The organism is Pantoea wallisii, assembly GCF_002095485.1.
GTDB lineage: Bacteria > Pseudomonadota > Gammaproteobacteria > Enterobacterales > Enterobacteriaceae > Pantoea > Pantoea wallisii.
In genome coordinates this window covers 38,960-63,482 of the sequence record NZ_MLFS01000005.1, presented here as the reverse complement: position 1 = coordinate 63,482, position 24,523 = coordinate 38,960, and the positions used below count along the sequence as shown (strand labels likewise).

At 58.1% G+C, this 24,523-nt stretch carries 18 protein-coding genes and 3 pseudogenes; 14 read left to right on the top strand and 7 right to left on the bottom strand.

What is annotated here, in order from left to right:
• Positions 1-13: 13 nt before the first annotated feature.
• A complete protein-coding gene (locus tag HA48_RS03040; RefSeq protein ID WP_244182789.1) occupies positions 14-601 on the top strand; it encodes a nucleotidyltransferase family protein in 588 nt (195 codons plus the stop codon).
• Here the strand turns inward: HA48_RS03040 and HA48_RS03035 are convergent.
• The 5 genes from HA48_RS03035 to HA48_RS03015 form a co-directional block, all read right to left on the bottom strand.
• The gene (locus HA48_RS03035) at positions 555-1,547 is read right to left on the bottom strand and encodes an XdhC family protein (protein ID WP_128599721.1); all 993 of its coding nucleotides are present in this window, start codon (positions 1,545-1,547) and stop codon (positions 555-557) included. The genes HA48_RS03040 and HA48_RS03035 overlap by 47 nt on opposite strands.
• Positions 1,548-1,561: 14 nt before the next feature.
• A complete protein-coding gene (locus tag HA48_RS03030; RefSeq protein ID WP_128599720.1) occupies positions 1,562-5,134 on the bottom strand; it encodes a molybdopterin cofactor-binding domain-containing protein in 3,573 nt (1,190 codons plus the stop codon).
• Positions 5,131-5,664: a (2Fe-2S)-binding protein gene (locus HA48_RS03025; RefSeq protein WP_128599719.1), complete on the bottom strand. Its 534-nt coding sequence runs from the start codon at positions 5,662-5,664 to the stop codon at positions 5,131-5,133. The genes HA48_RS03030 and HA48_RS03025 overlap by 4 nt, the downstream gene beginning before the upstream one ends.
• A gap of 38 nt (positions 5,665-5,702) precedes the next feature.
• On the bottom strand, positions 5,703-6,164 hold the full coding sequence (locus HA48_RS03020; RefSeq protein WP_128599718.1) for a MarR family winged helix-turn-helix transcriptional regulator: 462 nt from the start codon (positions 6,162-6,164) through the stop codon (positions 5,703-5,705).
• A 79-nt stretch (positions 6,165-6,243) separates the two neighbouring features.
• Positions 6,244-7,296, bottom strand: coding sequence for a 2,5-dihydroxypyridine 5,6-dioxygenase (locus HA48_RS03015; protein WP_128599717.1), 1,053 nt, complete (start codon positions 7,294-7,296; stop codon positions 6,244-6,246).
• A gap of 322 nt (positions 7,297-7,618) precedes the next feature.
• Between HA48_RS03015 and HA48_RS03010 the strand changes: the two genes are divergently transcribed.
• From HA48_RS03010 to HA48_RS02975, 8 genes and pseudogenes are all read left to right on the top strand, one after another.
• A complete protein-coding gene (locus HA48_RS03010) occupies positions 7,619-8,767 on the top strand; it encodes an FAD-dependent monooxygenase (protein WP_128599716.1) in 1,149 nt (382 codons plus the stop codon).
• A complete protein-coding gene (locus HA48_RS03005; protein ID WP_128599715.1) occupies positions 8,764-9,585 on the top strand; it encodes an alpha/beta fold hydrolase in 822 nt (273 codons plus the stop codon). Before HA48_RS03010 ends, HA48_RS03005 begins: the two co-directional genes overlap by 4 nt.
• Positions 9,582-10,334, top strand: a complete 753-nt coding sequence (locus HA48_RS03000) for a maleate cis-trans isomerase family protein (protein WP_128599714.1) — start codon at positions 9,582-9,584, stop codon at positions 10,332-10,334. Before HA48_RS03005 ends, HA48_RS03000 begins: the two co-directional genes overlap by 4 nt.
• Before the next feature lie 10 nt (positions 10,335-10,344).
• Positions 10,345-10,983: an N-carbamoylsarcosine amidohydrolase gene (locus HA48_RS02995; protein WP_128599713.1), complete on the top strand. Its 639-nt coding sequence runs from the start codon at positions 10,345-10,347 to the stop codon at positions 10,981-10,983.
• A 104-nt stretch (positions 10,984-11,087) separates the two neighbouring features.
• Entirely contained in the window at positions 11,088-12,398 is a 1,311-nt protein-coding gene (locus tag HA48_RS02990) for an MFS transporter (protein WP_128599712.1), read from the top strand.
• A 256-nt stretch (positions 12,399-12,654) separates the two neighbouring features.
• A pseudogene (locus HA48_RS02985) lies at positions 12,655-13,928 on the top strand (nucleoside permease).
• A gap of 11 nt (positions 13,929-13,939) precedes the next feature.
• Entirely contained in the window at positions 13,940-14,968 is a 1,029-nt protein-coding gene (locus tag HA48_RS02980; protein ID WP_128599711.1) for an ADP-ribosylglycohydrolase family protein, read from the top strand.
• A pseudogene (locus HA48_RS02975) lies at positions 14,955-15,934 on the top strand (PfkB family carbohydrate kinase). The gene HA48_RS02980 and the pseudogene HA48_RS02975 overlap by 14 nt, the downstream one beginning before the upstream one ends.
• Here HA48_RS02975 and HA48_RS02970 read toward each other — a convergent pair.
• Positions 15,921-16,661: a GntR family transcriptional regulator gene (locus tag HA48_RS02970; protein WP_128599768.1), complete on the bottom strand. Its 741-nt coding sequence runs from the start codon at positions 16,659-16,661 to the stop codon at positions 15,921-15,923. The pseudogene HA48_RS02975 and the gene HA48_RS02970 overlap by 14 nt on opposite strands.
• A 301-nt stretch (positions 16,662-16,962) precedes the next feature.
• Here HA48_RS02970 and HA48_RS02965 point away from each other — a divergent pair, with 301 nt between their 5' ends.
• Positions 16,963-17,940, top strand: coding sequence for a DUF1852 domain-containing protein (locus tag HA48_RS02965; RefSeq protein WP_128599710.1), 978 nt, complete (start codon positions 16,963-16,965; stop codon positions 17,938-17,940).
• 26 nt (positions 17,941-17,966) lie between these two features.
• The gene (locus tag HA48_RS02960; RefSeq protein ID WP_128599709.1) at positions 17,967-18,998 is read left to right on the top strand and encodes a methionine synthase; all 1,032 of its coding nucleotides are present in this window, start codon (positions 17,967-17,969) and stop codon (positions 18,996-18,998) included.
• A 65-nt stretch (positions 18,999-19,063) separates the two neighbouring features.
• Here the strand turns inward: HA48_RS02960 and HA48_RS02955 are convergent, their stop codons facing one another.
• Positions 19,064-21,022 carry a sigma-54-dependent Fis family transcriptional regulator gene (locus tag HA48_RS02955; RefSeq protein WP_128599708.1) on the bottom strand — a complete coding sequence of 653 codons (1,959 nt, stop codon included), beginning with the start codon at positions 21,020-21,022 and terminating at the stop codon, positions 19,064-19,066.
• 186 nt (positions 21,023-21,208) lie between these two features.
• On the opposite strand from HA48_RS02955, the pseudogene HA48_RS22850 reads away from it, so the two are divergent.
• From HA48_RS22850 to HA48_RS02940, 3 genes and pseudogenes are all read left to right on the top strand, one after another.
• Positions 21,209-22,655: pseudogene (locus HA48_RS22850) on the top strand (sugar porter family MFS transporter).
• A gap of 12 nt (positions 22,656-22,667) precedes the next feature.
• The gene (locus HA48_RS02945) at positions 22,668-23,681 is read left to right on the top strand and encodes a Gfo/Idh/MocA family oxidoreductase (protein ID WP_128599707.1); all 1,014 of its coding nucleotides are present in this window, start codon (positions 22,668-22,670) and stop codon (positions 23,679-23,681) included.
• Positions 23,681-24,460, top strand: coding sequence for a TIM barrel protein (locus HA48_RS02940; protein WP_128599706.1), 780 nt, complete (start codon positions 23,681-23,683; stop codon positions 24,458-24,460). Before HA48_RS02945 ends, HA48_RS02940 begins: the two co-directional genes overlap by 1 nt.
• Positions 24,461-24,523: the final 63 nt, after the last annotated feature.

The following is a 24,523-nucleotide window of genomic DNA, read 5'->3' as shown; positions in this document are numbered from 1 at the left end:
CAGCGATCCTCACATGCACTCTCCAGGTATTATCATCCTTGCCGCAGGTTTGGGTACGCGTTTTCAGCAGGCGGGCGGGCAGGGCAATAAGCTGCTGGCACCTTATCCGGATGCGTTCGGTGTGGCACAGCCGCTACTGAAATTCACGATCGATCAGGCAAAGCGCAGCGGATTACCGCTGATTCTGGTAACCCGCCCGGGCTATCATGCAATACATCAGCTGGCGCAGCAGGCCGGCATCCGGATAATTTGCCTTGAGAGCGCCGGCAGCGGTGAAAGCATTGCCGCTGCCGTGCGTGAAACGCCACACTGGCGCGGCTGGCTGATTCAGCCGGGTGATATGGCTTGGGTGACAGCAGAAGATCATCTGCGCGTTGCCAGGGCGCTGCAGCAGGGTGCCAGTCAAGTCAGGCTAACCTGGCAGCAACAGCCAGGACATCCGGTCGGCTTTGCTGCCAGCTGGTACGCCACGCTGAGCATGCTGCAGGGCGATACGGGCGCGCGAACGCTTCTGAATACCGCGCAGCTTACCCTGCTGGAGGGGCATGCGGGCGTCACGCGTGATGCCGATCTTCCTGCATCTGCGCCACGCCATTTTTGACACGCACGATATCGGCCAGCGTTGCCAGCGCGATCTCCGCCGGTGTCTTACTGCCAATCGGCAATCCCACCGGCGCATGAATACGCGCCAGATCCTGCGCAGAGAGCTCTTCAATAGCCGCCAGGCGCTGCAACCTGCGCTGGCTGTTCTTTACGGAACCCATCGCGCCAATATAGAACGCCTCGGTATGTACGGCTTCCATCAGGGTGAGATCGTCAACGCGGGGATCGTGGGTCAGACAGAGAATTGCCGTTGCAGCGGATGCTCCGTGCTGCGCCAGATAACGCGCCGGATGCAGCTGAACACATAACAAATTATCACTGGCCGTTACGCTACGGCAAAGCTGGGCAAATTCTGCTTCGCGATGCTCACAGACCACGACGTTGAACCCGAGCATCAGGGCAAAGCGGATGCTATCCGCTGCGACAGATGAGTAGCCGGCAATGATCACGGTATGCACTGCGCCAACCGGCACAACTACGCTGTCATCGTCATAACGAAGTACCGGCAACGCAGGGACATGCTGCCACTCATGGCTGATGCCGGGAGAGACATAGCGCGCCAGTAGCGGACCGCCTTGTAAAGCGCTCTGCATCGCCCCGAACAGGGCCAGCGCATCCGGCTGCGCTGTAAAACGCTCCACCAGCACGTCCAGCACGCCGCCACAGGGCAGTTGTACCGGTGAGGTGAGGCCATCCCCGCCATAGCGTACGCGCTCGCTACAGCGCTGCCAGGCGCCCTGACGCAGCCTCATCAGAAAGTCCTCTTCGATACAGCCCCCGGAGAGCGATCCCTGCCAGTTTCCTTCTCCATCCGCCACCAGCATCGCGCCCGGCGCGCGCGGGGCCGATCCCCAGCTGTGCAATACCGTGCACAGCCATACTGTTTTGCCGCGTTGCAGCCAGTTCAGCGCCTGTTCGATCACCTGTTGATCAAGCGAGTGCATGGCGATCCTCCAATTCAGTGACTGCCTGGGTTTGCGCGCACCTGCGCAACTTTTTGCGTCAGATCTCTCCACGCGGGTTCATTGGGTGCATAGCGCTGACGCAGCCAGGCGGCGATATCGGCCACCTGCTTATCCGACAGGCTGGCGGAAAAGCCAGGCATATAGCCCAGCGCATCCGTTGCAGGTTTATCAATCCCGTGTAGCACTACCTGTAACAGGTTATCCGGCGTTGCGCTGGTCAGGCTGCTACTGTTCGCCATTGAGGGACTCACACCAAACAGCGTGGGTCCACCTTCGCTGGCGCTGTGGCACGCCTGACACGCGCCTTTAAACAGACGTTCCCCCGCCGCACTACTCCCCGCCGGTGGCTGTACAGCGGGCGCGGGCGTGACCTCTACCGCGGATTGACCGTTGATATCCGCCAGATAGTGCGCCATCGCTCGCACATCCGCTTCCGGCAGCGTCGCGAGGTGGCTGACCACCGGCGCCATCGGGCCGGCAGCAACGCCATGTTTGTCGTCATAGCCGGTGCGCAGATAATTGTAGAGCGTTTCTGCGCTCCATGGCTGCGGAGATTTGCTCAGCTGATTCAGCGCGGGCGCTTCCCAGCCATCAACCCAGCCTCCGGCCAGGAATTGCGGCCCGCCTTTTTCCGCCCCCAGCGCGTTACGTGGCGAGTGACAGGCCCCGCAGTGCCCGGCGCCATTCACCAGGTAAGCGCCACGGTTCCACTGCGCGCTTTTACCTGGATCGGACTGATATTCACCGGTTGCCAGAAACAGGGTATTCCAGCCCGCCATCAGGAAACGCAGATTAAAGGGAAAGCGCATCTGGTTTTCCGGCTGCGTCTGCGCCACTGCCGGCTGTGACATCAGATAGGCATAGAGCGCCTGCATATCGCCTTCATTAAGCTGACGGAAGCTGGTGTAAGGGAATGCCGGATAGAGATGGTGGCCATCGCGGCTGATGCCCTGGCGCATAGCGCGGTCAAACGCGTTAAACGACCAGCTGCCGATGCCGGTTTTTTTATCCGGCGTAATATTTGTGGTGTAGAGCGTGCCAAACGGCGTGTCCATCTTCAGACCACCGGCATTGATCGCGCCGCCTTCAGTGGTGTGACACACCGCGCAGTCGCCAGCCGCCGCGACCTGGCGACCCCGCTCCAGCATCTCCGCAGACCAGCTGCCAGCGGCAGGCGGCGTGACGGGCGCAATGGGCGCACGCCACGGCAGGGCATTGATAGCAACGCCTACCGCCGCGCCGATTAAGCCGACTGCGCCGCCGGCCAGCCACTTTTTACTGCTGCGGCGTGAGGAGGGCGCGGGCGCAGCCAGTTGCGGCTCCGGCTGGGGATCCGGACCGTTCAGGGCCTGGCGCAGTTTGTCCGAGGTGATAGGCAGTTCGCGGAAGCGTATACCGGTGGCATCAAACACCGCGTTAGCAATCGCAGCAGCGCTGGGTACCGCAGCGGACTCCCCGGCTCCAAGCGGTGGTTCAGAAGGGCGCGGCACCATCATCACATCGATATCCGGGACCTCCGGAAACGTCAGAATCGGGTAGCTGCCCCACTCCTGACTGGCGATCAGGTTGCTCTCAATCGTCACCTGCTCTTTCAGTACGCGGCTGGTGGATTGGATAACGTTGCCGTGAATCTGATGCTTTACCCCTTCAGGGTTCACCATCATGCCGGCATCATGGCCCACGGTAATCCGCGTGACGGCAATTTCCCCGCTCTGTTTATCAATCGCGACATCCGCAACCCAGGCCGCCCAGGCCGCGCCAAAGCCGGGGAACTTACTGTGAATATAGCGCGCATAGGCAAATCCACGTCCGCGCAAAATGCCGGGCTCACAAGGGGTTTGCTGAATCTCGCTGCGCGGCGTCCAGTCGGCCCGCGCTGCCGTAGATCGAATCAGTTCGGCGGCCCGCTCATCCTGGATATAGCGCAGGCGGTAGTCGACCGGATCGACGCCCGCCGCATGCGCCAGCTCATCCATATAGGATTCATGAGCAAAGGTATTGGGCAGCGCCGAAACGCCGCGCATCCAGGAGGCGCGCACGATCGGCGCCATATCCTCGATGGTGACGCGCATATGCGGGAAATCGTACGGTGGGATCGAGGTGCGATCGCCCATCTCATAGGCCAGTGCCACGGGATCGACGCGCCCGGTGAGCAGCAGCGCTAACGTGGGCGCCCCGTTTGAGGGATAAGAGGTCGTGAAATCGTACACCTGTGGATGGCCATTCGCGTCCAGCCCGCCATCCACATCCATCAGTTGCGCCGTGCCTTTAGGCTCCCAGACATGCTCCTGCGCGCGCGTTAGCTGAACACGCACCGGACGGCCAACGGCGCGTGAGAGCAGTGCGGCATCGGCTGCCACATCATCCGCACAGTTGCGACCATAGCAGCCGGCCGCCTCCATACGGTTAACGTTAATGGCCTCTTCGGGGTACGTCAGCAGCCAGGCCAGATCGGCCCGCAGCAGATGCGGGTTCTGCGTACCGCTCCAGACCTGCAGGGCGTGCGGCTGATAATCGGCCACTGCGCAGGAGGGCCCGATGGAGCCATGCAGCTGATAGGGCCAGACGTAGCTGCGGGTGAACCGCTGCGCGAGGTTTTCCAGCGCTGCATCTACGTCGCCCGTGTCATGTACGACGCGCGACGATCGCGGGTTATCACGAATGGCTGTCTCAATATCGCGCAGATCGGGCAGGTTGTGTTCCCACGGTTTCCAGCGCACCTGAAGGGCTTCCATGGCGGCAATCGCCTGCTCCTCGCGCTCCGCTACCACGCCGACAAAATCGGCGATTTGTACCACTTTAACGATGCCTTCCAGATGCGCGATGGAGTCCTCATCCACGCTCAGTAACGAGGTCCCGACAAAGCTGCCGGTATCATATCCGGCATACGGCGGGCGGATAACGCGGCCGTGCAACATATCGGGAACGCGCAAATCGTGAACCCAGGTTAGCTCACCGGTGGCTTTAGCGGGGATGTCGACACGCGGTGAGCTGGTGCCCACTAACCGGTATTCGCTGGCGGGTTTCAGTGCCACTTCATGATCAAGCGTGAGCTGCGTGCGCTGACCGTTTACCAGCGCACTGAACGGCAACTGTGCGCCGTCAGGATGGCACACACAGCCATCGTTCATTTTGAGCGTGTCGGTCGCTATCTGCCAGTGCGCGGCGGCCTGCTGCTGTAACCAGTGACGCGCGGTAGCTGCCGCTTTACGCAGCGGTATGGCAGAGATCTGTAGCGTGGCGCTGGCAATCGTTGCGCCCTGATTAGGGGTACGCAGCGTGTCGCCCAGCACCATCTGCACCTGGTCCATACGCAGATTCAGCTCTTCGGCGACGATTTGCGTCAGCGCGGTTTTAACGCCGGTGCCGAGATCGACATGACCATTAAATGCCAGCACCTCGCCCGTTTCATCTATTGCCACAAACAGCGCCAGCTCTTTGGCTTTGAGCCTGGGCGTCTGGCCTTTAGGCACCAGACCGGGCGGCGGCTGTATCTCATCGACAACCAGCAGCACATTGTCAGCCGTCATCAGCTGTTGCCGGGTGGGCAGTGCAGCACGGCTCATGGCGCCGCCTCCGTCTGTTGCAGACAGAGCGTAATGGCGCGTCTGACCGCACAGAGGATCTCCTGATGGGTACCGCAACGGCACAGATTACCGCTCAGTGCGGCGCGAATCTGTTGATCGTCAGGGCAGGGGTGCGCGCGTAGCAGCGCGGCGGTGGTCATGATCATGCCATTAAGGCAGTATCCGCACTGCGCTGCCTGCGCCTCGATAAAAGCCTGCTGTACCGGATGTAACGCATCGCGTGTGCCCAGACCTTCCAGCGTAGTAATAGCGCGCTGGCGCACGCCATACGCCGGAATCACGCAGGATCGCGCGGCAACGCCTTCGATCAGCACAGTGCAGGCGCCGCACTCACCCAAGCCACAGCCATATTTCGGGCCATTAAGCTGGAGTTCATTACGGAGCACCAGCAGCAGCGACGTATCGCGATAGCTGGTGACCTGATGGGTTTTGCCGTTAACCTCAAGCGGGTAAGCGTGCAGATGTGCAGGTGAAACCGGTGTGGCAGAGTGTGGTGCCAGCATTTTCATTGTTAACCGCCTTACCGAGGCGGCTCATGCGCCCCGGACTATGGCTGGCTCGTATCGTCCAGCATTTTCTTCAGCAGATAAATCAGCGCAACGCGTTCGGCTGGATTCAGCTGCCCGTAAGTCATCTCGGTGATGTGCATGGCGTTGTCAGTGGTACTGTTGATCAGGCTGTGGCCTGCTTCTGTCAGCATCACGATCACTTTGCGTTTGTCGGTGGGATCGGGCCCCAGACTGACTAAATCGCGTGCCTTAAGGCGCTCCACCACGCCACGAATGGTGGCCTGATCGACAGCGGTATAGCGCACCAGATCGTTCTGGGCGCTCGCACCGTGATCGCGCAGCGCACAAAGGGTAATGAATTGCACGGCGGTAATCTGTGCGTCACCCATGTGTTGCTGAAAGATCGCCACATGGCGCTGATACACTTTGCGCAGCAGATGGCCAACCTGCTCGGTGTAGTCGTAGTTCTCATCTGCTGGCGTAACCTGCTGTTGCGGCATGCGCTGGTCCTTTTTCCCGGAAACTGCCAGGCAGTGTAATGCATTGTCACTGCGCTGACAGCCGTTCCCTGCGTAACTTTTAACGCGCGCGTGACGCTTCCGGGGCCACCACTTCGCCTTCTGCTACCACCAGCAAATCATCCACTTTGATGTCGCAACGGCGCAGAGCGATATCCATGTGGCACGGCGTTTTACGCTTGCCGCCGACTTCGGTATTCGGTCCGGTGGAGAACAGGAAGTTGCCGTAAAAGGCGCGGGCATCCATACACATGCCGTCGTTTTTGTCGTGCAGACCCATAGCCGTCCACTGCGCGCGCGGCTGTAAACCCCAGCCGATGTGCGAAATACCATACACTTCCGGATCGTTGAAGTAGCGCATGTAATCGCGCAGATACTCCGCCTCAAAGCCACCGTGAATTTGGGTCACAAAGCCTTTCTCAATCTCCAGCGTAATGCGTTCGCGGGCATAAGATTTAAACGGCAACAGGATGTCGCCCACTTCCAGCACCAGCACACCTTCAGCCTGATCCTCGTTCGGCCAGGTGAAGAGAAACCCGCTTGGCCAGTGATCCCAGCGTCCTGGCTCATCGGCAAAACCGTATTCGGTCACGGTCGGATATTGACCCAGCGGCGCACGGAAATCGCTGCCCGCCTGCGACGTCACCGTCATCATGCGCGCTTTTTCCAGCACCGCCGCTGCCGCCAGCACGCGCGACTTATCCTCTTCACAAGGCAACATGCGTGCCAATACTTCCGGCGGTTCAACTGCCAGCAGGATGCGCGTGCCGGTTTTAAGGATCTGCTCCTGCTCCGGTGAGTGCAGCAACATCATGGTATCGACAATCAGGTCGGCCGCTTCCAGCGCGCGCTGGGCGGCAATATTACCGGTCAGTGCCGTATCGCCGCAGTAGGCGGTCATATCGTTACCCATCGCGGTCGGATGGTTAAACGCCGGAAGCTCAACGCTATACACCTTCGCGCCCAGTCGTAGTGCAGCATCGGTTGCCGCCTGCACGGTTCGTGCATCGGAATAGTGACTTTTCAGGATGGCGACGCTCTGGGTGGCATCGACGTTAGACAAACGCAAAACCTGCTCAAACATCTGCCCCAGCTGACTTTGATTCACTGCCATTGCGGTTTCCTCTCGGTGTGATGTCAGACATATGTGCCGGTTAAAAAACCAGCTTTTTATAGCGAATACGCTAGATATATTTGTTATAGACGTGTTGCAAAGAGGAGTGCAAGCATTTCTTTTTGTCATAAGAAAAGCCTATTTAACCTTGTTATCAGGCTGTGATTAACATCATATTATCCAGTTATTGCGGAAAATACGCTTGCAATTCATCCGCACCTGACCTCAATTAATAAAGTGTACACACTATAAAAACAGGCCGGCCATTCGGCAGCGAACGTGGCGTGTACTTTCAAATCAGCATCGGTTTTGAGAGGAAACTATGAGCAATATGAAACACATTGCAGTGATTGGCGCCGGACTGGGCGGCCTCGCTGCTGGTTCGCTGTTACAGAAAGCGGGTTTTAACGTTACGGTCTATGAGCAGAGCCCGGCCTTTGCGCGCCTTGGCGCCGGTATCCACATGGGGCCAAATGTGCTCAAAGTGTTCCGCCGCATGGGCATAGAGCAGCAGCTGGAGGATCTCGCTTCGCATCCGGATTTCTGGTTCAGCCGTGATGGCGAAACCGGTGATTATCTGTCGCGTATCCCGCTTGGTGCCTGGGCGCGCAAAGAGTATGGCGCCGCCTACGTGACCGTGCATCGCGGCGATCTGCAGGCCATGCAGATGACCAGCCTGCAGCCCGGAAGCGTGCAATTTGGCAAGTGCCTGAGCAGCGTGGAGGACAGCGGCAGTGATGTGGTGCTGCGTTTCCAGGATGGTAGCGAAGCGCGTGCAGACATTGTGATTGGCGCGGACGGCATCAACTCTAAGCTGCGTGAGCATCTGCTGGGGGTGGAAGCGCCCACGTACAGTGGCTGGGTCGCGCATCGGGCGCTGATTCGCGGCGAGCAGCTGCGCAAGTACAACCTCAGTTTCGAAGATTGCGTGAAATGGTGGTCGGAAGATCGCCATCTGATGGTCTACTACACCACCAAAGCGCGTGATGAGTATTACTACGTCTCCGGCGTGCCCCATCCGGCATGGGATATCAAAGGCAGCTTCGTTGACAGCAGCCAGCAGGAGATGCTGGAAACCTTTGGTCACTATCATCCGGTGGTGCAGGCCCTGATTGAGTGCAGCGAGTCAGTGACCAAATGGCCGCTGCTGAATCGTAAACCGCTGCCGGTCTGGAGCGAAGGGCGCATTGTCCTGCTCGGTGATGCCTGCCACCCCATGAAACCGCATATGGCGCAGGGGGCCGCAATGGCCATTGAGGATGCCGCAATGTTAACCCGCTGCCTGACAGAGACCGGTTTAAGCGATTACGCCACCGCGTTTCGTCTGTATGAAGCCAACCGCAAAGAGCGTGCCTCGCGCGTGCAGGCCGTTTCCAATGCCAACACGTTCCTGCGTGCGCAGGAAGATCCTGCCTGGGTTTACGGCTACGACGTATTTGCCGCGCCGCTGAAGAGCGAGGTGACATCATGAGCCGGCTCGTCTGCGGCGGCCAGGTGCAGGCTAATGGCATCCGCCAACACTATCTGCGCTACGGCGGAGCAGGGCCCACGCTGATTCTGGTGCCCGGCATTACCAGCCCGGCCATCACCTGGGGCTTTGTGGCTGAAATTTTTGCCTGCCATTTTGATACATGGGTGCTCGATGTGCGCGGTCGCGGTTTATCCGACAGCGGGGAAGGGCTGGATTACGGCATGGAGAGCTGTGCCGATGACATCAATGCTTTTGCAGAGGCGCTTGGACTGCACCGTTATCACCTGGTCGGCCACTCAATGGGTGCCCGGTTTATTATGCGGGCGGCGGTGAAGCAGCCTGATGGCGTGCTGTCGCTCTCGCTGATCGATCCGCCGGTGTCCGGACCCGGCCGTCGTCTCTATCCGGGCCAGTGGCCGTGGTATCAGGACTCGATCCGTGAAGCGATCAGCGGTATGGACGCCGAAGCGATGAAAAAATATTGCCCGAGCTGGAGCGAAACACAGCGCCAGCTGCGCGCCGAGTGGCTGCACACCTGCTATGAGCCGGCGATTCGCCGCGCCTACGACGATTTTCACCAGCTCGATATCCATCAATACTTCCGCCAGCTGCCGGCAAAAACGCTACTGATGGTGGCGGGTAAAGGCGGGGTAATTCAGCCGGAAGATGAAGCGGAGATCCGCGAACTCTGTCCGGATATCACCATTACACATGTGCCCGATGCGGGGCATATGATCCCGTGGGATGACTTCAGCGGGTTCTTCCAGGCTTTCGGCAACTTTCTTGGCGCACCTCTGCACACGGAGACCCAATCATGACGCGCACCTACCGTATCGGCCAGATTGTACCGAGTTCAAACATCACCATGGAAACAGAAATTCCTGCGATGCTGCAGGCGCGCCAGATGATCCGCCCGGAGCGCTTTACCTTTCACTCCAGTCGGATGCGCATGAAGCACGTTAACAAAGATGAGCTGGCGGCAATGGATAAGGAGTCCGATCGCTGTGCACTGGAGCTCTCAGATGCGCGCGTGGATGTGCTGGGCTACGCCTGCCTGGTGGCGATTATGGCGATGGGGCCGGGTTACCACCGTCAGTCGCAGCAGCGGCTCACCGCCGTCACGCGTGAAAACGCTGCGCTGGCGCCCGTGATCACCAGTGCCGGAGCGCTGGTTGATGCGTTACATATCATGGGCGCAAAAAAGATCGCGCTGGTGGCGCCCTATATGAAGCCGCTTACCGAACTGGTGGTCGATTATATCCAGCGTGAAGGGATTGAGGTGAAACAGTGGCGCGCGCTGGAAATTGCCGATAATCTCGCCGTCGCTCAACACGATACGGCAAATCTGCCCGGCATTGTTGCCGATATGGCGCTGGACGAGGTGGATGTTGTAGTGCTTTCAGCCTGTGTACAGATGCCGTCGCTGGCGGCTGTGGCCCGCGTCGAAGCGCAAACCGGTAAACCCGTGATCACTGCGGCGATCGCCACCACCTATGCGCTGCTGAAAGCGCTGGAGCTGGAGCCGGTCGTGCCGGGCGCAGGCGCGCTGCTCTCCGGTGCCTGGTAAGGAGCACGCAATGAGCCAGAGTGTGAGTGACAACTACGCCGGCGTCTGGGGCAACCGCATCGGTTTTGGACAGCGTCCGGCCCTGCTGATGATCGATTTTCTGCAGGGTTACACCACGCCAGGGGCTCCGCTGTATGCGCCCGGCGTGACAGAGGCTGTGGTGCAGGCTGAGCAGTTGCTGGCGGCTGCGCGCCAGTGCGGTATCCCGGTGATCCACACGCAGATTCGCTATCACCCTGGGCACCAGCGGGATGGCGGAATCTGGGTGCAGAAAGCGCCGGTTATGCGTGACATGGTTGAAGGCAATCCGCTGGCGGATTTTTGCCCTGGCGTACAGCCACTGGCAGAGGAAGTGGTAATCACAAAACAGTACGCCAGCGCATTTTTTGGCACGTCTCTGGCATCGCTGCTGGTGGCGGAGGGCGTTGATACGGTACTGATGGCTGGCTGTTCCACCAGCGGCTGCATTCGTGCCAGCGCAGTGGATGCCCTGCAGTATGGCTTCCGCGCCATGGTGGTGCGTGAATGCGTAGGCGACCGTCACGATGCGCCGCACCAGGCCAATTTGTTTGATATCGACAGTAAATATGGCGATGTGGTGAGTAGAGCCGCAGCGCTGGAGTATCTCGGGAAGTTTAGCGCCCGCTGAGGGCGCGTTTCACCTGCACGGAGTGCGCACCCATAGCCCGTTTCGGCGCAGGCTGAAACGCATAACAACATATCCTGACGGGGTTATTGCGCCCGGAGAACACCATGACTGACGTTTCAACCCGTCCTGCTGCGCTGGCAGCTGAGGACACTGCTTCGATTTATCGCAAAATCACCTGGAAGCTGATCCCATTTCTCTGTCTGTGTTATCTCGCAGCCTATCTCGATCGCATTAATATCGGGCTGGCGAAGCTGCAAATGGCCAGCGATCTGGCGCTGAGCGAAACGGCATTTGGCTTAGGTGCCGGACTGTTTTTTGTCGGTTACATTCTGTTTGAAGTGCCGAGTAACCTGATTCTGCAGCGGGTAGGGGCGAAAATCTGGATTGCCCGCATCATGATCACCTGGGGATTGCTCTCTACCGCCACGCTGCTGGTACAAACCGCCACCCAGTTCTACATCATCCGCTTCTTCCTGGGTGCCGCCGAGGCGGGTTTTCTGCCGGGCGTACTGTTCTACCTGACGAAATGGTTTCCCTCCTGGCGTCGCAGCCGCATCATCGCGCTATTTATGATCGGCCTGCCGCTCTCCAGCCTGATTGGCGGACCGCTTTCCGGCTGGATCATGGGGCATTTTCACGAGGCTTACGGCATGCGCGGCTGGCAGTGGTTATTTTTACTGGAAGGCTTGCCCAGCGTGCTACTGGGGGTAATGACCTTCTGGCTGCTGCCTAACAGCGTTGAGAGCGCCAGCTGGCTGAGTAGCAGTGAAAAGCAGGCGGTGCTGCGTGAACTGGAGAGTGATGAGAGCGAAGCCAAAGGGGTCAAACACAGTCTGCGTGATGGGCTGCTGAATATCCGGGTGGTGATGCTGGGCGGCATCGATTTCTCCATTCTGCTGAGCGCATACGCGATGGGCTTTTGGATGCCAACCTTTATAAAAAATGCCGGCACCACGGATATCACCACTATTGGCTACCTGACGGCCATCCCCAGTCTGGCGGCGCTGATTGGCATGCTGGCGATCGGCGCCAGTTCTGACCGTATGCGTGAACGCCGCTGGCATATTATTGTGCCCTTTATCATCGGTGCGATAGCGATGGGGACCAGCACGTTCTTTTCACATAACGTCGCGATCACCGTGCTGCTGTTCTCCATTGCCCAGGCGATGATCATTGGTGCCGTGCCGGTATTCTTCAGCCTGCCCGCGACCTTCCTGAAGGGCACCGCTGCTGCAGCGGGATTTGCACTGGCCTGTTCCATCGCAAACATTGCGGGCCTGGTGAGTAACTCCGTCATGGGCGTGGCGCTGGATCTGACCGGCAGCAGTAACGGCGCGCTGTGGTTCTTTGCGGTTTGCCTGCTGCTCAGCTCTCTGCTGGTGATTGCGCTGCCGGCAAAACTGGTGAACCGGTAACGCTCCTCCAGGCCGCCTTTCCGGACGGCCGCTGTAAAATATCCTCTCCTGCGTCATGGCGGCCCGTCAGGGTCGCCAGCCATGCCTGCCAACACGCTCTGCTGAACAGCCGCCAGCAACACCCTAATCCGCGCTTGTATCCGTTAACCATAGGTTAAAAATATTGCGGCACAGCTCAAACTATCCGCTAAAGGTATTATAAAGGTATTGTTTATGGTGTTAGATTGGGCTCACCAACACCGGGGAGTACTATTCAATGAAAACTATAATTCCAAAGCTTTCTTTTATGATGTTCCTGGAGTGGTTCATATGGGGGGCATGGTTTGTGCCGCTGTGGGCATTTCTCAGTAAAAACGGTTTTTCGCCGGTTGAGATTGCCTGGTGCTATGCCTGTACCTCCATTGCTGCCATTCTGTCGCCGATTCTGGTGGGATCGCTGGCTGACCGCTTCTTCCAGGCGCAAAAGGTCCTGTCACTGCTCACCCTTGCCGGCGCGGTTCTGATGTTTTTCGCCGCGCAGCAGACTCACTTCAGCGGCTTCTTCCCACTGTTGCTGCTCTATGCGCTCACTTACATGCCCACCATTGCACTCACCAACAGTATCGCTTTCTCACATGTGGGTGACGTTGAGCGCGACTATCCACGCATTCGCGTGATGGCACTTTAGGCTGGATTGCCTCGGGTATCGCCTGCGGTTTCCTGCCGCCTCTGCTCGGCTTCGGCGATATCTCGGCCAGTAATGTACCTTTGCTGATTACCGCAGCCAGCTCGCTGTTACTCGGCCTGTTCGCGCTAACGCTACCCGCTACCGAGCCGAAGAGCACCGGCAAATTTAGCCTGCGCGTTGCGCTGGGGCTGGATGCGCTGCACCTGTTGAAAGATCGCAGCTTCCTTGTATTCTTTGTCTGCTCGTTCCTGTTCAGCATGCCGCTGGCGTTCTATTACATCTTCGCCGAGGGCTATCTGACCGAAGTGGGACTACCGCACGCAACCGGCTGGATGACGCTGGGGCAGGTCTCGGAGATCTTCTTCCTGCTGGCGTTACCGTTCTTCATCAAACGGTTCGGCATTGGCAAAGTTCTGCTGCTGGGCCTGGTAACCGCGGCACTGCGCTATGTGTTCTTTGTCTTCGGCAGCGATCAGAACATCCTGACGTTTGGCTTGCTGTTCATGGGCATACTGCTGCACGGTGTCAGTTACGACTTCTACTTCATCACCGCCTATATCTATGTTGATAAGAAAGCACCTGTGGCGATGCGCAATGCTGCCCAGGGACTGATTACCCTGGCCTGTCAGGGGATTGGCAGCCTGCTGGGCTACCGTCTTGGCGGCTATCTGATGCAGGAGATGTTCGCTTACGATCAGCCACGTAACGGCCAGACCTTCAACTGGGCAGGGATGTGGATGTTTGGCAGCGTAATGATTGTCCTGATTACCCTCGCTTTCATAGTGCTGTTCCGCGACGGTAAAAAACGCAGCGATGAATTAACCGCATTCGAAAATTCAGCTCCCGCTGAAAGCCATAAATAAGAGATGTAACCATGACGATGACTCACCAGGAAAAACGGATTTTAGGCGCGTTCTATGGCCAGGCGTTGGGCGATGCCATGGGCATGCCCTCGGAGCTGTGGCCGCGCAGTCGGGTAAAACAGCACTTTGGCTGGATTGACCGCTTCCTGCCGGGACCGGCAGAGAACAACGCAGCCTGCTACTTCGGGCGGGCGGAATTTACGGATGACACCTCAATGGCGCTGGCATTGGCAGATGCCATTGTCAGTCACGAGGGCGAAATCAACGCTGAAACCATCGGCGCCAATATTCTGCGCTGGGCTGAAGCGTTCGATGCATTCAATAAAAATGTGCTGGGCCCGACATCGAAAATCGCCCTCCGGGCGCTGCAAAACGGCACGCCCGTGGCAGAGCTGGAGAACAATGGCATGACCAACGGTGCCGCAATGCGCGTGTCACCGCTGGGTTGCCTGCTGCCCGCCCGCGATCTTGATGCATTCATTGAGGCCGTGGCGCTGGCATCCAGCCCGACGCACAAATCGGATGTCGCCATTGCCGGTGCGACAGCCATCGCCTGGGCCGTATCGCGTGCCATCGAGGGTGCCAGCTGGCTAACGATTCGCGACGAGTTACCCGCCATTGCGCGGGCGGCACAGGAGAAGCGCGTGACGACCTTTAGCGCGTCGATGGCAGCCCGCATTGAGCTGGCGCTTCAGGTGGCTACGCAGGGCAGGGGCGTCGAATCCACCCTGCAGCAGATTTATGATCTGGTGGGCACCGGCACCGGCACCATTGAATCAGTGCCGGCGGCCATTGCGATGGTGGAGCTGGCAGCAACCGATCCCAATCGTTGCGCCATTCTGTGTGCCAACCTCGGTGGTGACACCGATACCATCGGTGCGATGGCGGTTGCCATTTGCGGTGCGCTGCAGGGCATTGATGGCATTGATCCACAGCTGAAAGCGGAGCTGGATGCGGCAAATGGGCTGGACTTCACGCACTACAGCCGTGCGTTTGTGCGTTTCCGCCAGCAGCGCGAGGCTGTTTATGCTGACGCCTGATGATTTGGACCGGCTAACGGGTCATCTGCCGGTTTGCGTGGTTGGCGCAGCGTGGTCGATGTGATTGCCGATGCGTACTCGCTGCCGCACCGCGGCAGTGATATTGAGCTACATCAGCAGGGCGTTAACGTCGGCGGCTGCGCGCTCAATGTCGCGATTGCGCTGCACCGCCTCGCGATCCCGTCAATCAATGCGCTGCCGCTGGGGAGTGGCATCTGGGCGACTATCGTGCGGCAGAAACTGAACGAATATGGCATCCATAGCGTGCTGGAGACGGCGAAAGGGGATAACGGCTGGTGCCTGGCGCTGGTCGAACCGGATGGTGAACGCACATTTCTGTCAGTGAGCGGTGTGGAGAACCAGTGGGATGCGGCGCTGCTCGGCACGCTGCCGCAGCCCGCCGGACGCTGGATCTATCTCTCAGGCTATCAGCTCACCAGTAAGAGCGGTGAGGTGCTGATTGACTGGCTGGAGCAACAGGTGCAGCCGTATCAGCTGCTGGTAGATTTTGGTCCCCGACTGGCGGATATTGGCCAGCCGGCGTTCAACCGGATTATGGCCCTGCAGCCACTGATTACAGTGAACAGGCAGGAGGCCGAGCTGCTTTGGCGCGAGCGCTTATGCCGGCCCGAGCCTTTTGATGCGCAGCAGCTGATGACCGAGTGGCAGCGCCGTTTTGGCGGTGCGATGGTCGTCCGACTGGACAGCGAGGGCGCGGGCTTCGTCAACGGGCACGAACAGCGCTGGGTGCCGGCGCTGCCCACGACGGTAGTGGACACGATTGGTGCCGGTGACAGTCATGCCGGTGGCGTGCTGGCGGGGCTGGCATCCGGCTGGTCACTCGGAGAGAGCGTGGCGCTGGGCAACGCGGTGGCTTCTTATGTGGTGTCGCAGCGCGGCGGCGACTGTGCGCCGGATCGCGCGACGCTAAAAAGCTACTGGCACCAGCGGCTCACTCAGCAATAAACACGTACATATCGCTACGGCAGTAGCTGATGCTGTACTCCAGCGGATTGCCCTGCGCATCAAGCGCCAGCTGCTTTATCACCAGCACTGGCACCGTGGCGGGCAGGGCGATTTGCTGCTGCAGCGCCTCATCGGGCATTCGCGCGCTGACTCTGCTTTGCGAGGTCACCGGCATGATCTGCCGCTGACGAAAGTAGTCATACAGGGAGATGCCGATCTCATCAGCATCGGCAATATAGCGTGCCGGAACCCACGACTCCTCCACTGAGACTGCCTGTTGGTCAACATACCGGATACGTTTCAGCAGCCAGACATCGCTGCCCGTGCTCAATCCCAGCTTCTCACCAATTTCGGCGTTGCAATGAATTTTGCTTTTATTGATCCACACCGTATCGGGCTTTTTGCCGCGCAGGACGGCTTGCTGTGACAGGCCTTTTGGCTCTTTCAGCGAGTATTCGAACTGGCTGCAAATTTGCGTGCCGTAGCCGCGTGAGCGAAACACCACGCCCTCCCGCTCCAGCTCATCCATCGCTTTACGCACGGTAATGCGTGAAATGCTTAGCGACTGACTGAACTCACGCTCGCCCGGCAGAATCTCTTCGTGCACCAGCGTGCCGTCGCGCACCGCGTCTTTGATGGCGCTGGCGAAGCGTTTGTACAGCGGCGTGCGGCTCGCTTCTGCCAGCGTGGTGGTAAGCCGTGAAAACAGGGCGTTGTATTCGGTCATAGCAGCAGGATACTCAGTCAGGTAAGCGGCAGAAGGGCTATGATACTGAATTTTCGCCGGCCGCGTAGTGAGTTCAACATGCGCTTTGTGGTGGGCGATCACGTGAACGTGACAAAACATGAAGATGACTCATGCTGCATTGAAATTTAATCACTTTAACTCAACCTGTGACTCAGGCATAAAAGATGCATTGTTTATAACTTTAAACAACCTGAAAACGATTGAGTAACTCACTCAGAACATGTTTAACCGCTTCACACAGTTTCAGGTTGCCGATCAAATCTCAGGATGCCAGAACGCAATGAACAACGATTTCAGCTTTACCGTTAAGAGCTCGGTTTTCGACGAAAATTATAACCCTTCCGGGAATACGCGTATCACCACTAACTTCGCCAACCTTGCCCGTGGTCAGAACCGTCAGGAGAACCTGCGTAACGCACTGACCATGATCGATAATCGTTTCAACGCGCTGGCAAACTGGGATAACCCGCAGGCGGATCGCTATGCTGTCGAGCTGGAGATCATCTCTGTTGAGCTGGATATCGAAGGCAAAGGCAACACCTTCCCGGTTATTGAAATTCTGAAAACCAATATCGTTGATAAAAAAAGCAGCCAGCGCATTGAAGGTATTACCGGCAACAACTTCTCCTCCTACGTGCGCGACTACGATTTCAGCGTGTTACTGTCAGAACACAATAAAGATCGTACCGCGTTTACCACGCCTGATGATTTCGGCGATCTGCACGGCAAGTTATTCAAACACTTCGTGAATTCCGATGTGTATAAAAGCAACTTTAAAAAATCGCCGGTTATCTGCCTGAGTGTCTCAAGTAAAAACATTTACCGCCGGACCGGTAATCAGCATCCGGTGCTGGGCATTGAGTATCAACAGGATGAATACTCAATGACCGATCACTATTTCAATAAAATGGGCTTAAAAGCGCGCTACTTTATGCCTGCAAACAGTGTCGCGCCCCTGGCCTTCTACTTCACCGGGGACCTGCTGAGCGACTACACCAATCTTGAACTGATCGGCACCATCAGCACGATGGAGACGTTCCAGAAGATTTACCGCCCGGAGATTTACAACGCTAACTCAGCGGCCGGACTGTGCTATCAGCCCAGCCTGAATCATCAGGACTACTCACTCACACGCATTGTTTACGATCGCGTAGAACGTAGCCAGCTGGCTGTGGAGCAGGGAAGGTTTACGGAAGAAAACTTCATTAAACCCTATAAAGCGATTCTGGAACAATGGTCCGCTAATTACGCTCTTTGATTAAAAAAAAGATAAGGTCACCTGTTATGAAAAGATTATTACCCACGTCCACCGCCGGCAGCTTACCTAAACCTTCGTGGCTGGCCCAACCTGAAACGTTATGGTCGCCGTGGAAATTGCAGGATCAGGAGTTGATCGATGGCAAACATGATGCCCTGCGCTTAACCCTGCAGAACCAGCTTCAGGCCGGTATTGATATCGTCAGCGACGGTGAGCAGACGCGCCAGCACTTTGTCACCACCTTTATCGAACACCTTGATGGCGTCGATTTTGAAAAACGTCAGGTAGTCAAAATTCGCGATCGCTACGATGCGAGCGTACCGAGCGTTGTCGGGGCGGTAAGCCGTCAGAAGCCTGTGTTTGTTGAAGATGCTAAGTTTCTGCGCCAGCTTACCCAACAGCCGATCAAATGGGCCCTGCCTGGCCCGATGACGATGATCGATACGCTGTATGACGGTCACTACAAAAGCCGTGAAAAACTGGCGTGGGAGTTTGCCAAAATTCTCAATCAGGAAGCCAAAGAGTTAGAAGCCGCCGGTGTGGATATTATCCAGTTTGATGAGCCTGCTTTTAACGTATTTTTTGATGAGGTGAATGACTGGGGTATCGCTGCGCTGGAGCGCGCCATCGAAGGACTGAAGTGCGAAACGGCAGTGCATATCTGCTATGGCTACGGCATCAAAGCCAATACCGACTGGAAAAAGACGCTGGGCACCGAATGGCGTCAGTATGAAGAGGTGTTCCCGAAACTGCAGACCTCGGGTATCGATATCATCTCTCTGGAGTGCCAGAACTCGCGTGTGCCGATGGACCTCATTGAGCTGATCCGCGGTAAAAAAGTGATGGTAGGCGCTATCGATGTGGCAACCAATACGATTGAGACGCCAGAGCAGGTCGCAGATACCCTGCGCAAAGCCCTGCAGTTTGTGGATGCCGATAAGCTCTATCCATCCACCAACTGCGGCATGACGCCTCTCTCCCGCCAGGTGGCGACAGGCAAGCTGCACGCCCTGAGCGCCGGCGCTGAAATCGTTCGTCAGGAACTGCTGGCGAAATAACGCTGCGCGTGATGGAAGAGTCTGCATCAGGCAGCCGACAGGCTGCCTTTTTTATTGCGGATTGGTTATTCAGCGCGTCTGCGCGCACGGTAGTCGATACCCCATACGTTCAGTTTGTTATACAGCGCGGTACGGGAGATCCCCAGCTGCTGAGCTGACTGGCGCAGGTTGCCCTTGTGCTCATCAATCACGCGTAATATGTGTACGCGCTCCAGATCGTGCAGCGACGCAGGCGTCTGGCCGGGTGCGCGACTCTCCGGCACACTCTGCAGCGGCTCAGGCAGATCGGCACGATTGATCTCCAGCCCTTCACAAAGACTGACGACCCGCTCGACCACATTCTCCAGTTCCCGCACATTACCCGGCCAGCTCCACGCCTGCAGACAGGCCATCGCCTCAGAAGAGACGGTTGGCGGAATGCGTTTCTGACGGGCGCAGAGAGACTGAATAAAGGTATTAATCAGCTCCGGAATATCCTCCAGACGGTCGCGCAGTGGCGGGATCGCCAGTGAAATAACGTTCAGGCGATAGTAGAGATCGCGCCGGAACGCACCTTTTTCCACGGCGTCCGGCAGGTTGCAGTGGGTCGCGGCAATAATGCGCACGTTGACCTTAAGCGGATGCGCCGCACCGATACGCAGCACTTCACCCTCCTGCAGGACCCGCAGAAGACTGGTTTGCGCTTCCAGCGGCATCTCAGCAATCTCATCAAGGAACAGCGTGCCGCCGTCAGCCAGCTCAAATTTACCTGCCGAGCCGCCCCGGCGCGACCCGGTAAACGCGCCGTCCGCATAGCCAAACAGCTCGCTTTGCACTAAATCACGCGGCAGCGCCCCGCAGTTCAGGGCGATAAACGCCTCCTGCTGGCGCGGGCTGGCGTTGTGAATCGCCTGCGCAAACAGCTCTTTGCCGGTGCCGCTTTCGCCGCTGAGCAGCACCGTGCTGTCGCTTCGGCTGCTGGTTCGGGCTTTCTGAATCGCCTGCTGCATGGCGGGGGCGTGGCCGCGAATCATATCAAAGGTATAGCTGGCGTTAACGCCCATCACGCGCCGGGTAATAGCACGAATACGCTGATTTTCGCGCAGCGACAGCACGCGTCCGCCATCCGGTGCAGGCATCAGAGAGATCAGGCAGGAGAGGGGCGCCAGGCCGGCCGGCATAAACTGCAGCTCGCGGTCGTTGCAGAACGGCATGGTCAGCAGCGATCCGCCCTGCGGCTGCAGCAGCACATCAATGGGCGCAGCGTGAGGATCGAGCGTGCTGAAGATCTGCCGCGCATAGCGATTGAGCGTTTTAATGCGCCCGTGTTTATCGCACACAATTACGCCTTCATTAAGCGTCTCCAGAATGGACTGCTGCTCAGCCAGCAGACGCTGCAGCGCCAGCTGCTGGCCGACCGCCTCCGCTGCCGCCTGTACCGTGCCCAGGGTATGCGCGTTGAAATTATCCGGCGTAGCGGTCAGCGTCAGGACACCAATCAACTGACCGCTGGCATCGCGCACGGGCGCGGCCGCGCACTGACGATGGCGCTTACGCAGAGCGATCTTCCAGTTCTCGCCGCTCAATACATACACCAGACGCTGCTCAATCAGGCAACGCGCGGTGCAATTGGTGCCGAGTACCTCTTCCCGCAGAATGCTGCCAACCGGCGTCAGATCCGCGCCGCAAAAATGCAGCGTCACGCCCTGCGCATCGGTGAGGTTGATGTGCCCATCCGGATTGTAAGCCAGCAGATTCTCCATGATGCTGCGCGCCACCCGAATCAGTTCAGCGTTGTGTTCCAGAATGGCGTGCAGTTCAGGTTCTGGCGGTGAGATATAGACAAACTGATTGGGGTCGATACCGCGCTGCTGCGAACGTTGCCACGACTGCAAAATACTGCCGCGCAGCGATGGCGGCTGTTCGCCCTGACTAAAACGCTGCCAGCTCTGCCACAACAGGGCATCCCAGCTGGCAACTTCCGCGCTGTCCGGCAGGCTGAAAATAGCATCACTCTCTTCTTTTAATGGCAGACGCTGGTTCATCACGTACTCCGGATAAATGGAGTGTTCATTTTATTGACATGTAAAGTTGACATGTAAATTTTATTGCCGCTTTGTGACTTATCCCTGTGTTCGCGATCACAAAATTACCCTGTTTTCAGTTGGCATCGCCTTTGCAATAGAGCATTCAGCGATACGAAACGAACTTACAAAGGGAAATAAGCTGTTATGCGGAAACACAATTTACGTTTGATTCTGTTTGTCTGTGCCATCGCTTCGCTCAGCGGCGTTATCCTGGGTTATGACGCCTCCGTCATCTCCGGCGTGATTGATCCGTTGACGGAACATCTGCATCTGACGCCGTGGGAGAGTGGTTGGGCCGTTTCAAATGTCATCCTCGGCTGCATCGCGGGGGCATGGGGCGTGGGCTATATCTCTGACCGCATCGGCCGTAAAGCCACCCTGATTATCACCGCCGTGCTGTTTGTGGTGTCAGCGGTAGGATCGGCGCTGGCGAGCTCGCTGACGGATTTCGTGATCTGGCGCTTAGTGGGCGGTCTGGCTGTTGGCATGGCATCCGCGATTACGCCGCTCTATATCGCCGAAGTTTCCCCGAAAGACTGGCGTGGACGCATGCTGGGCCTGCAGCAGATGCTGATGGTTGGCGGCCAGGTAGCGGTGTATATCGTGAATTACCTGATTGCACGCGGTATGCCGCATCAGTGGATCGTCAGTGAAGGCTGGCGCTGGATGCTGGCCTCCGGCGTGGTGCCGTGTGCGCTATTTTTGCTGCTGGTGCCGTTCATGCCAGAGTCGCCGCGCTGGCTGGCTCTGAAAGGGAAAACCGATCGCGCCCGGGCGGTGCTAACGCGCCTGTCCAATGCCCGGCATGCTGAGCATCTGCTGGCTGAAATTCTCGCTTCAAAACAGCCTGAGAACGACCAGGCACAGCATAGCGGTATGCTGCGTGATGCGCGTGCGCGCTACATCCTCCTGATTGGCTGTGCCATTGCCATTCTGCAACAGATATCCGGCATCAACATCCTGCTCTATTACGCCCCGTCGCTGCTGCAAAACATCACAGCCAGCACTCAGGCTTCACTGTTCCAGAGTATCTTCCTTGGTCTGGCGCTGCTGGTAGGCGTGGCGGGCTGCCTGTTCACCATTGACCGCGTCGGCCGTACGCCGCTGCTGCGCTGGGGGCCTGGGCTGCGCGCTGTGCCTGGTGTTTACCGCGTGGGCCTTTATTGCACAGGTTGGCGGCGTGCTGCCGGTTATCGGGCTGGTGGCATTTGTGCTGATTTTTGGTCTGTCCTGGAGTCTCGGCGCCTGGCTGCTGATCTCCGAAATCTTCCCGAACCGTATGCGGGCTGTCGCGATGGGCTTTGCGTTTGCCTCAATGTACGTCGCGAATTTCATCGTGACGCAAAGTTTTCCCATGATGAACCGCAGCAGCGTGCTGATGGCCAATTTCCACGGCGCGTTCCCGCTGATGCTGTGCGCAGTGGGTTGTCTGGTCGCGTTCTGGTTTGTACGCCGATTTTTGCCGGAGACCCGTGGCGTCTCCCTTGAACACATTGAACCGCTGATGCTCTCCAAATCCCGTCGCTTTGCCGCTGAGGCGAAACGCGCTGATGAACACCCCTCTTCGCCTGCGTGGGCGAAAGCAAAATAACAAGGAGTCTTTATGAATAAGCAAACAGTCCGTATTGGTTTAATTGGCGCAGGGCGCATGGGCAGCTTTCATGCGGAGAACCTCGCGTACCGCGTGCCCGGTGCCACGCTGGCGGCAGTAGCCGATCCTCTTCCGGGTGCGGCAGAGAAGCTTGCCAGCCGCCTGGGCGTGAGCAAAGCCTATAGCGATCTGCAGGCGTTATTACAGGATCCGGAGATCGATGCGGTAGCCATCGCCGCACCGGCGCGCACCCATGCTGAGTGGGTGATTGCCGCGGCTAATGCCGGCAAGCATGTGTTCTGTGAGAAACCAATGGCCGTCACGCTGGAGGAGGCCGACCGCGCTATCGCGGCTGCCCGACAGGCTGGCGTAGTGCTGCAGGTGGGTTTCAATCGCCGCTTCGACTCCGGTTTTGCTGCGGCGATTGAGGCCGTAAAAGCCGGCGAGAACGGCACCACTCAGCTGAGCCGTTCGGTAACACGCGATCCGGGGTTACAGGATCCGGCACCGATTCCGCAGTGGACCATCTTCTTTGAGACGCTGATCCACGACTTTGACACGCTGCTGCACTTTAACCCTGGCGCAAAACCGGTTGAGGTGTATGCACTGGCGGATGCGCTGGTGCGCCCTGATTTTAAAGACAGAGGGCTGCTGGATACGGCGGTTGTCACCCTACGCTTTGATAACGGAGCAATCGCCATTGCCGAAGCGAACTTCCAGGCCGTGTATGGCTATGACGTACGCGGCGAAGTGTTCGGCAGCAAAGGCATGCTGCAGGCGGGCCATATCAACGCCAACCACTGCGTGCGCTATACCGCCAACGGTATTGCAGTAGACACCTCACGACTGGATTCGGATCTGCTGCGCGAAGCCTACGTGGCGGAGATGGCGGAGTTCGCCCGCTGTATTCGCAGTGGTGAAACGCCGCGCGCTACGGGTGAAGATGCCCGCAACGCACTGGCGATCGCTCTGGCCTGTATTGAGTCAGTACAGCGCAACCAGCCTGTCAAACTGGAGGCACGCTAATGGCCGGTTATCAACTCTCGGTGTGCGCCGAAATGGTGTTTCTGGATCTGCCATTGATTGAGCGGGTAGCGCGTATTCATGAACTGGGGTTTGGCGTCGAGATCTGGGGATGGGCGGACAAAGATATTGATGCGCTGGCTGCCACCGGTGCACGTTTTACCTCAATGACCGGCTATCTCAGCGGCAATCTGACTGACGATGAAGAGATCGCACAGCTTCTGCAGAGCGCCGAAGCCTCTCTGGCCGTGGCCGCACGGCTTAACTGCCCGGTGCTCAACCTGCACGGTACCGGGCTTAATGATATAGGCCTGCCGGTGAAACCCGTCCAGGTGGTAACCGGCGCGATGTGGCTGAAAGCGGCGGATACGTTGCGCCGCGTGGCGCAGCTGGGCGAGCGAGCCGGACGCGTGTTTACGCTGGAAAACCTTAATCTGCCGGTTGATCACCCCGGAACGCCGTTTGCGCTGGCCGCCGATACGCTGGCGCTGGTAGAGGCCGTGAACAGCCCGGCGCTGAAGATGAACCTCGACCTTTACCATGCGCAGATTGGCGAAGGTAACCTCATCGCGCTGATCGGGCGCTGCGGTAAGGCGATTGGTGAGGTTCAGGTCGCTGATGTACCGGGCCGCCAGCAGCCGGGGACAGGCGAGATCAACTATCGCGCAATCGCCCGTGCGCTGCAGGAGGCAGGCTATCAGGGCACCGTGGCAATGGAGGGCTGGGCCAGCGGCGACAGCACAGCGGCGCTGCAGCAGTTCCGCGAGCACTTTACCGTATAGCCTTACCACGTCGGGTATTTGCCTGTTGCCCGACGTGAAAAACCCGACAAGAAAAATACCCTC

Excerpts from the sequence above, each read along its gene's own strand:
- HA48_RS02965 (WP_128599710.1), top strand. The coding sequence starts at position 16,963 with ATGAACAACGATTTCAGCTTTACCGTTAAGAGCTCGGTTTTCGACGAA.
- HA48_RS03035 (WP_128599721.1), bottom strand. The coding sequence starts at position 1,547 with ATGCACTCGCTTGATCAACAGGTGATCGAACAGGCGCTGAACTGGCTG.
- HA48_RS03025 (WP_128599719.1), bottom strand. The coding sequence starts at position 5,664 with ATGAAAATGCTGGCACCACACTCTGCCACACCGGTTTCACCTGCACAT.
- HA48_RS02945 (WP_128599707.1), top strand. The coding sequence starts at position 22,668 with ATGAATAAGCAAACAGTCCGTATTGGTTTAATTGGCGCAGGGCGCATG.
- HA48_RS02960 (WP_128599709.1), top strand. The coding sequence starts at position 17,967 with ATGAAAAGATTATTACCCACGTCCACCGCCGGCAGCTTACCTAAACCT.
- HA48_RS03040 (WP_244182789.1), top strand. The coding sequence starts at position 14 with ATGCACTCTCCAGGTATTATCATCCTTGCCGCAGGTTTGGGTACGCGT.
- HA48_RS03000 (WP_128599714.1), top strand. The coding sequence starts at position 9,582 with ATGACGCGCACCTACCGTATCGGCCAGATTGTACCGAGTTCAAACATC.
- HA48_RS03010 (WP_128599716.1), top strand. The coding sequence starts at position 7,619 with ATGAGCAATATGAAACACATTGCAGTGATTGGCGCCGGACTGGGCGGC.
- HA48_RS02995 (WP_128599713.1), top strand. The coding sequence starts at position 10,345 with ATGAGCCAGAGTGTGAGTGACAACTACGCCGGCGTCTGGGGCAACCGC.
- HA48_RS02980 (WP_128599711.1), top strand. The coding sequence starts at position 13,940 with ATGACGATGACTCACCAGGAAAAACGGATTTTAGGCGCGTTCTATGGC.
- HA48_RS02955 (WP_128599708.1), bottom strand. The coding sequence starts at position 21,022 with ATGAACCAGCGTCTGCCATTAAAAGAAGAGAGTGATGCTATTTTCAGC.
- HA48_RS02990 (WP_128599712.1), top strand. The coding sequence starts at position 11,088 with ATGACTGACGTTTCAACCCGTCCTGCTGCGCTGGCAGCTGAGGACACT.
- HA48_RS03020 (WP_128599718.1), bottom strand. The coding sequence starts at position 6,164 with ATGCCGCAACAGCAGGTTACGCCAGCAGATGAGAACTACGACTACACC.
- HA48_RS03005 (WP_128599715.1), top strand. The coding sequence starts at position 8,764 with ATGAGCCGGCTCGTCTGCGGCGGCCAGGTGCAGGCTAATGGCATCCGC.
- HA48_RS02940 (WP_128599706.1), top strand. The coding sequence starts at position 23,681 with ATGGCCGGTTATCAACTCTCGGTGTGCGCCGAAATGGTGTTTCTGGAT.
- HA48_RS02970 (WP_128599768.1), bottom strand. The coding sequence starts at position 16,661 with ATGACCGAATACAACGCCCTGTTTTCACGGCTTACCACCACGCTGGCA.
- HA48_RS03030 (WP_128599720.1), bottom strand. The coding sequence starts at position 5,134 with ATGAGCCGTGCTGCACTGCCCACCCGGCAACAGCTGATGACGGCTGAC.
- HA48_RS03015 (WP_128599717.1), bottom strand. The coding sequence starts at position 7,296 with ATGGCAGTGAATCAAAGTCAGCTGGGGCAGATGTTTGAGCAGGTTTTG.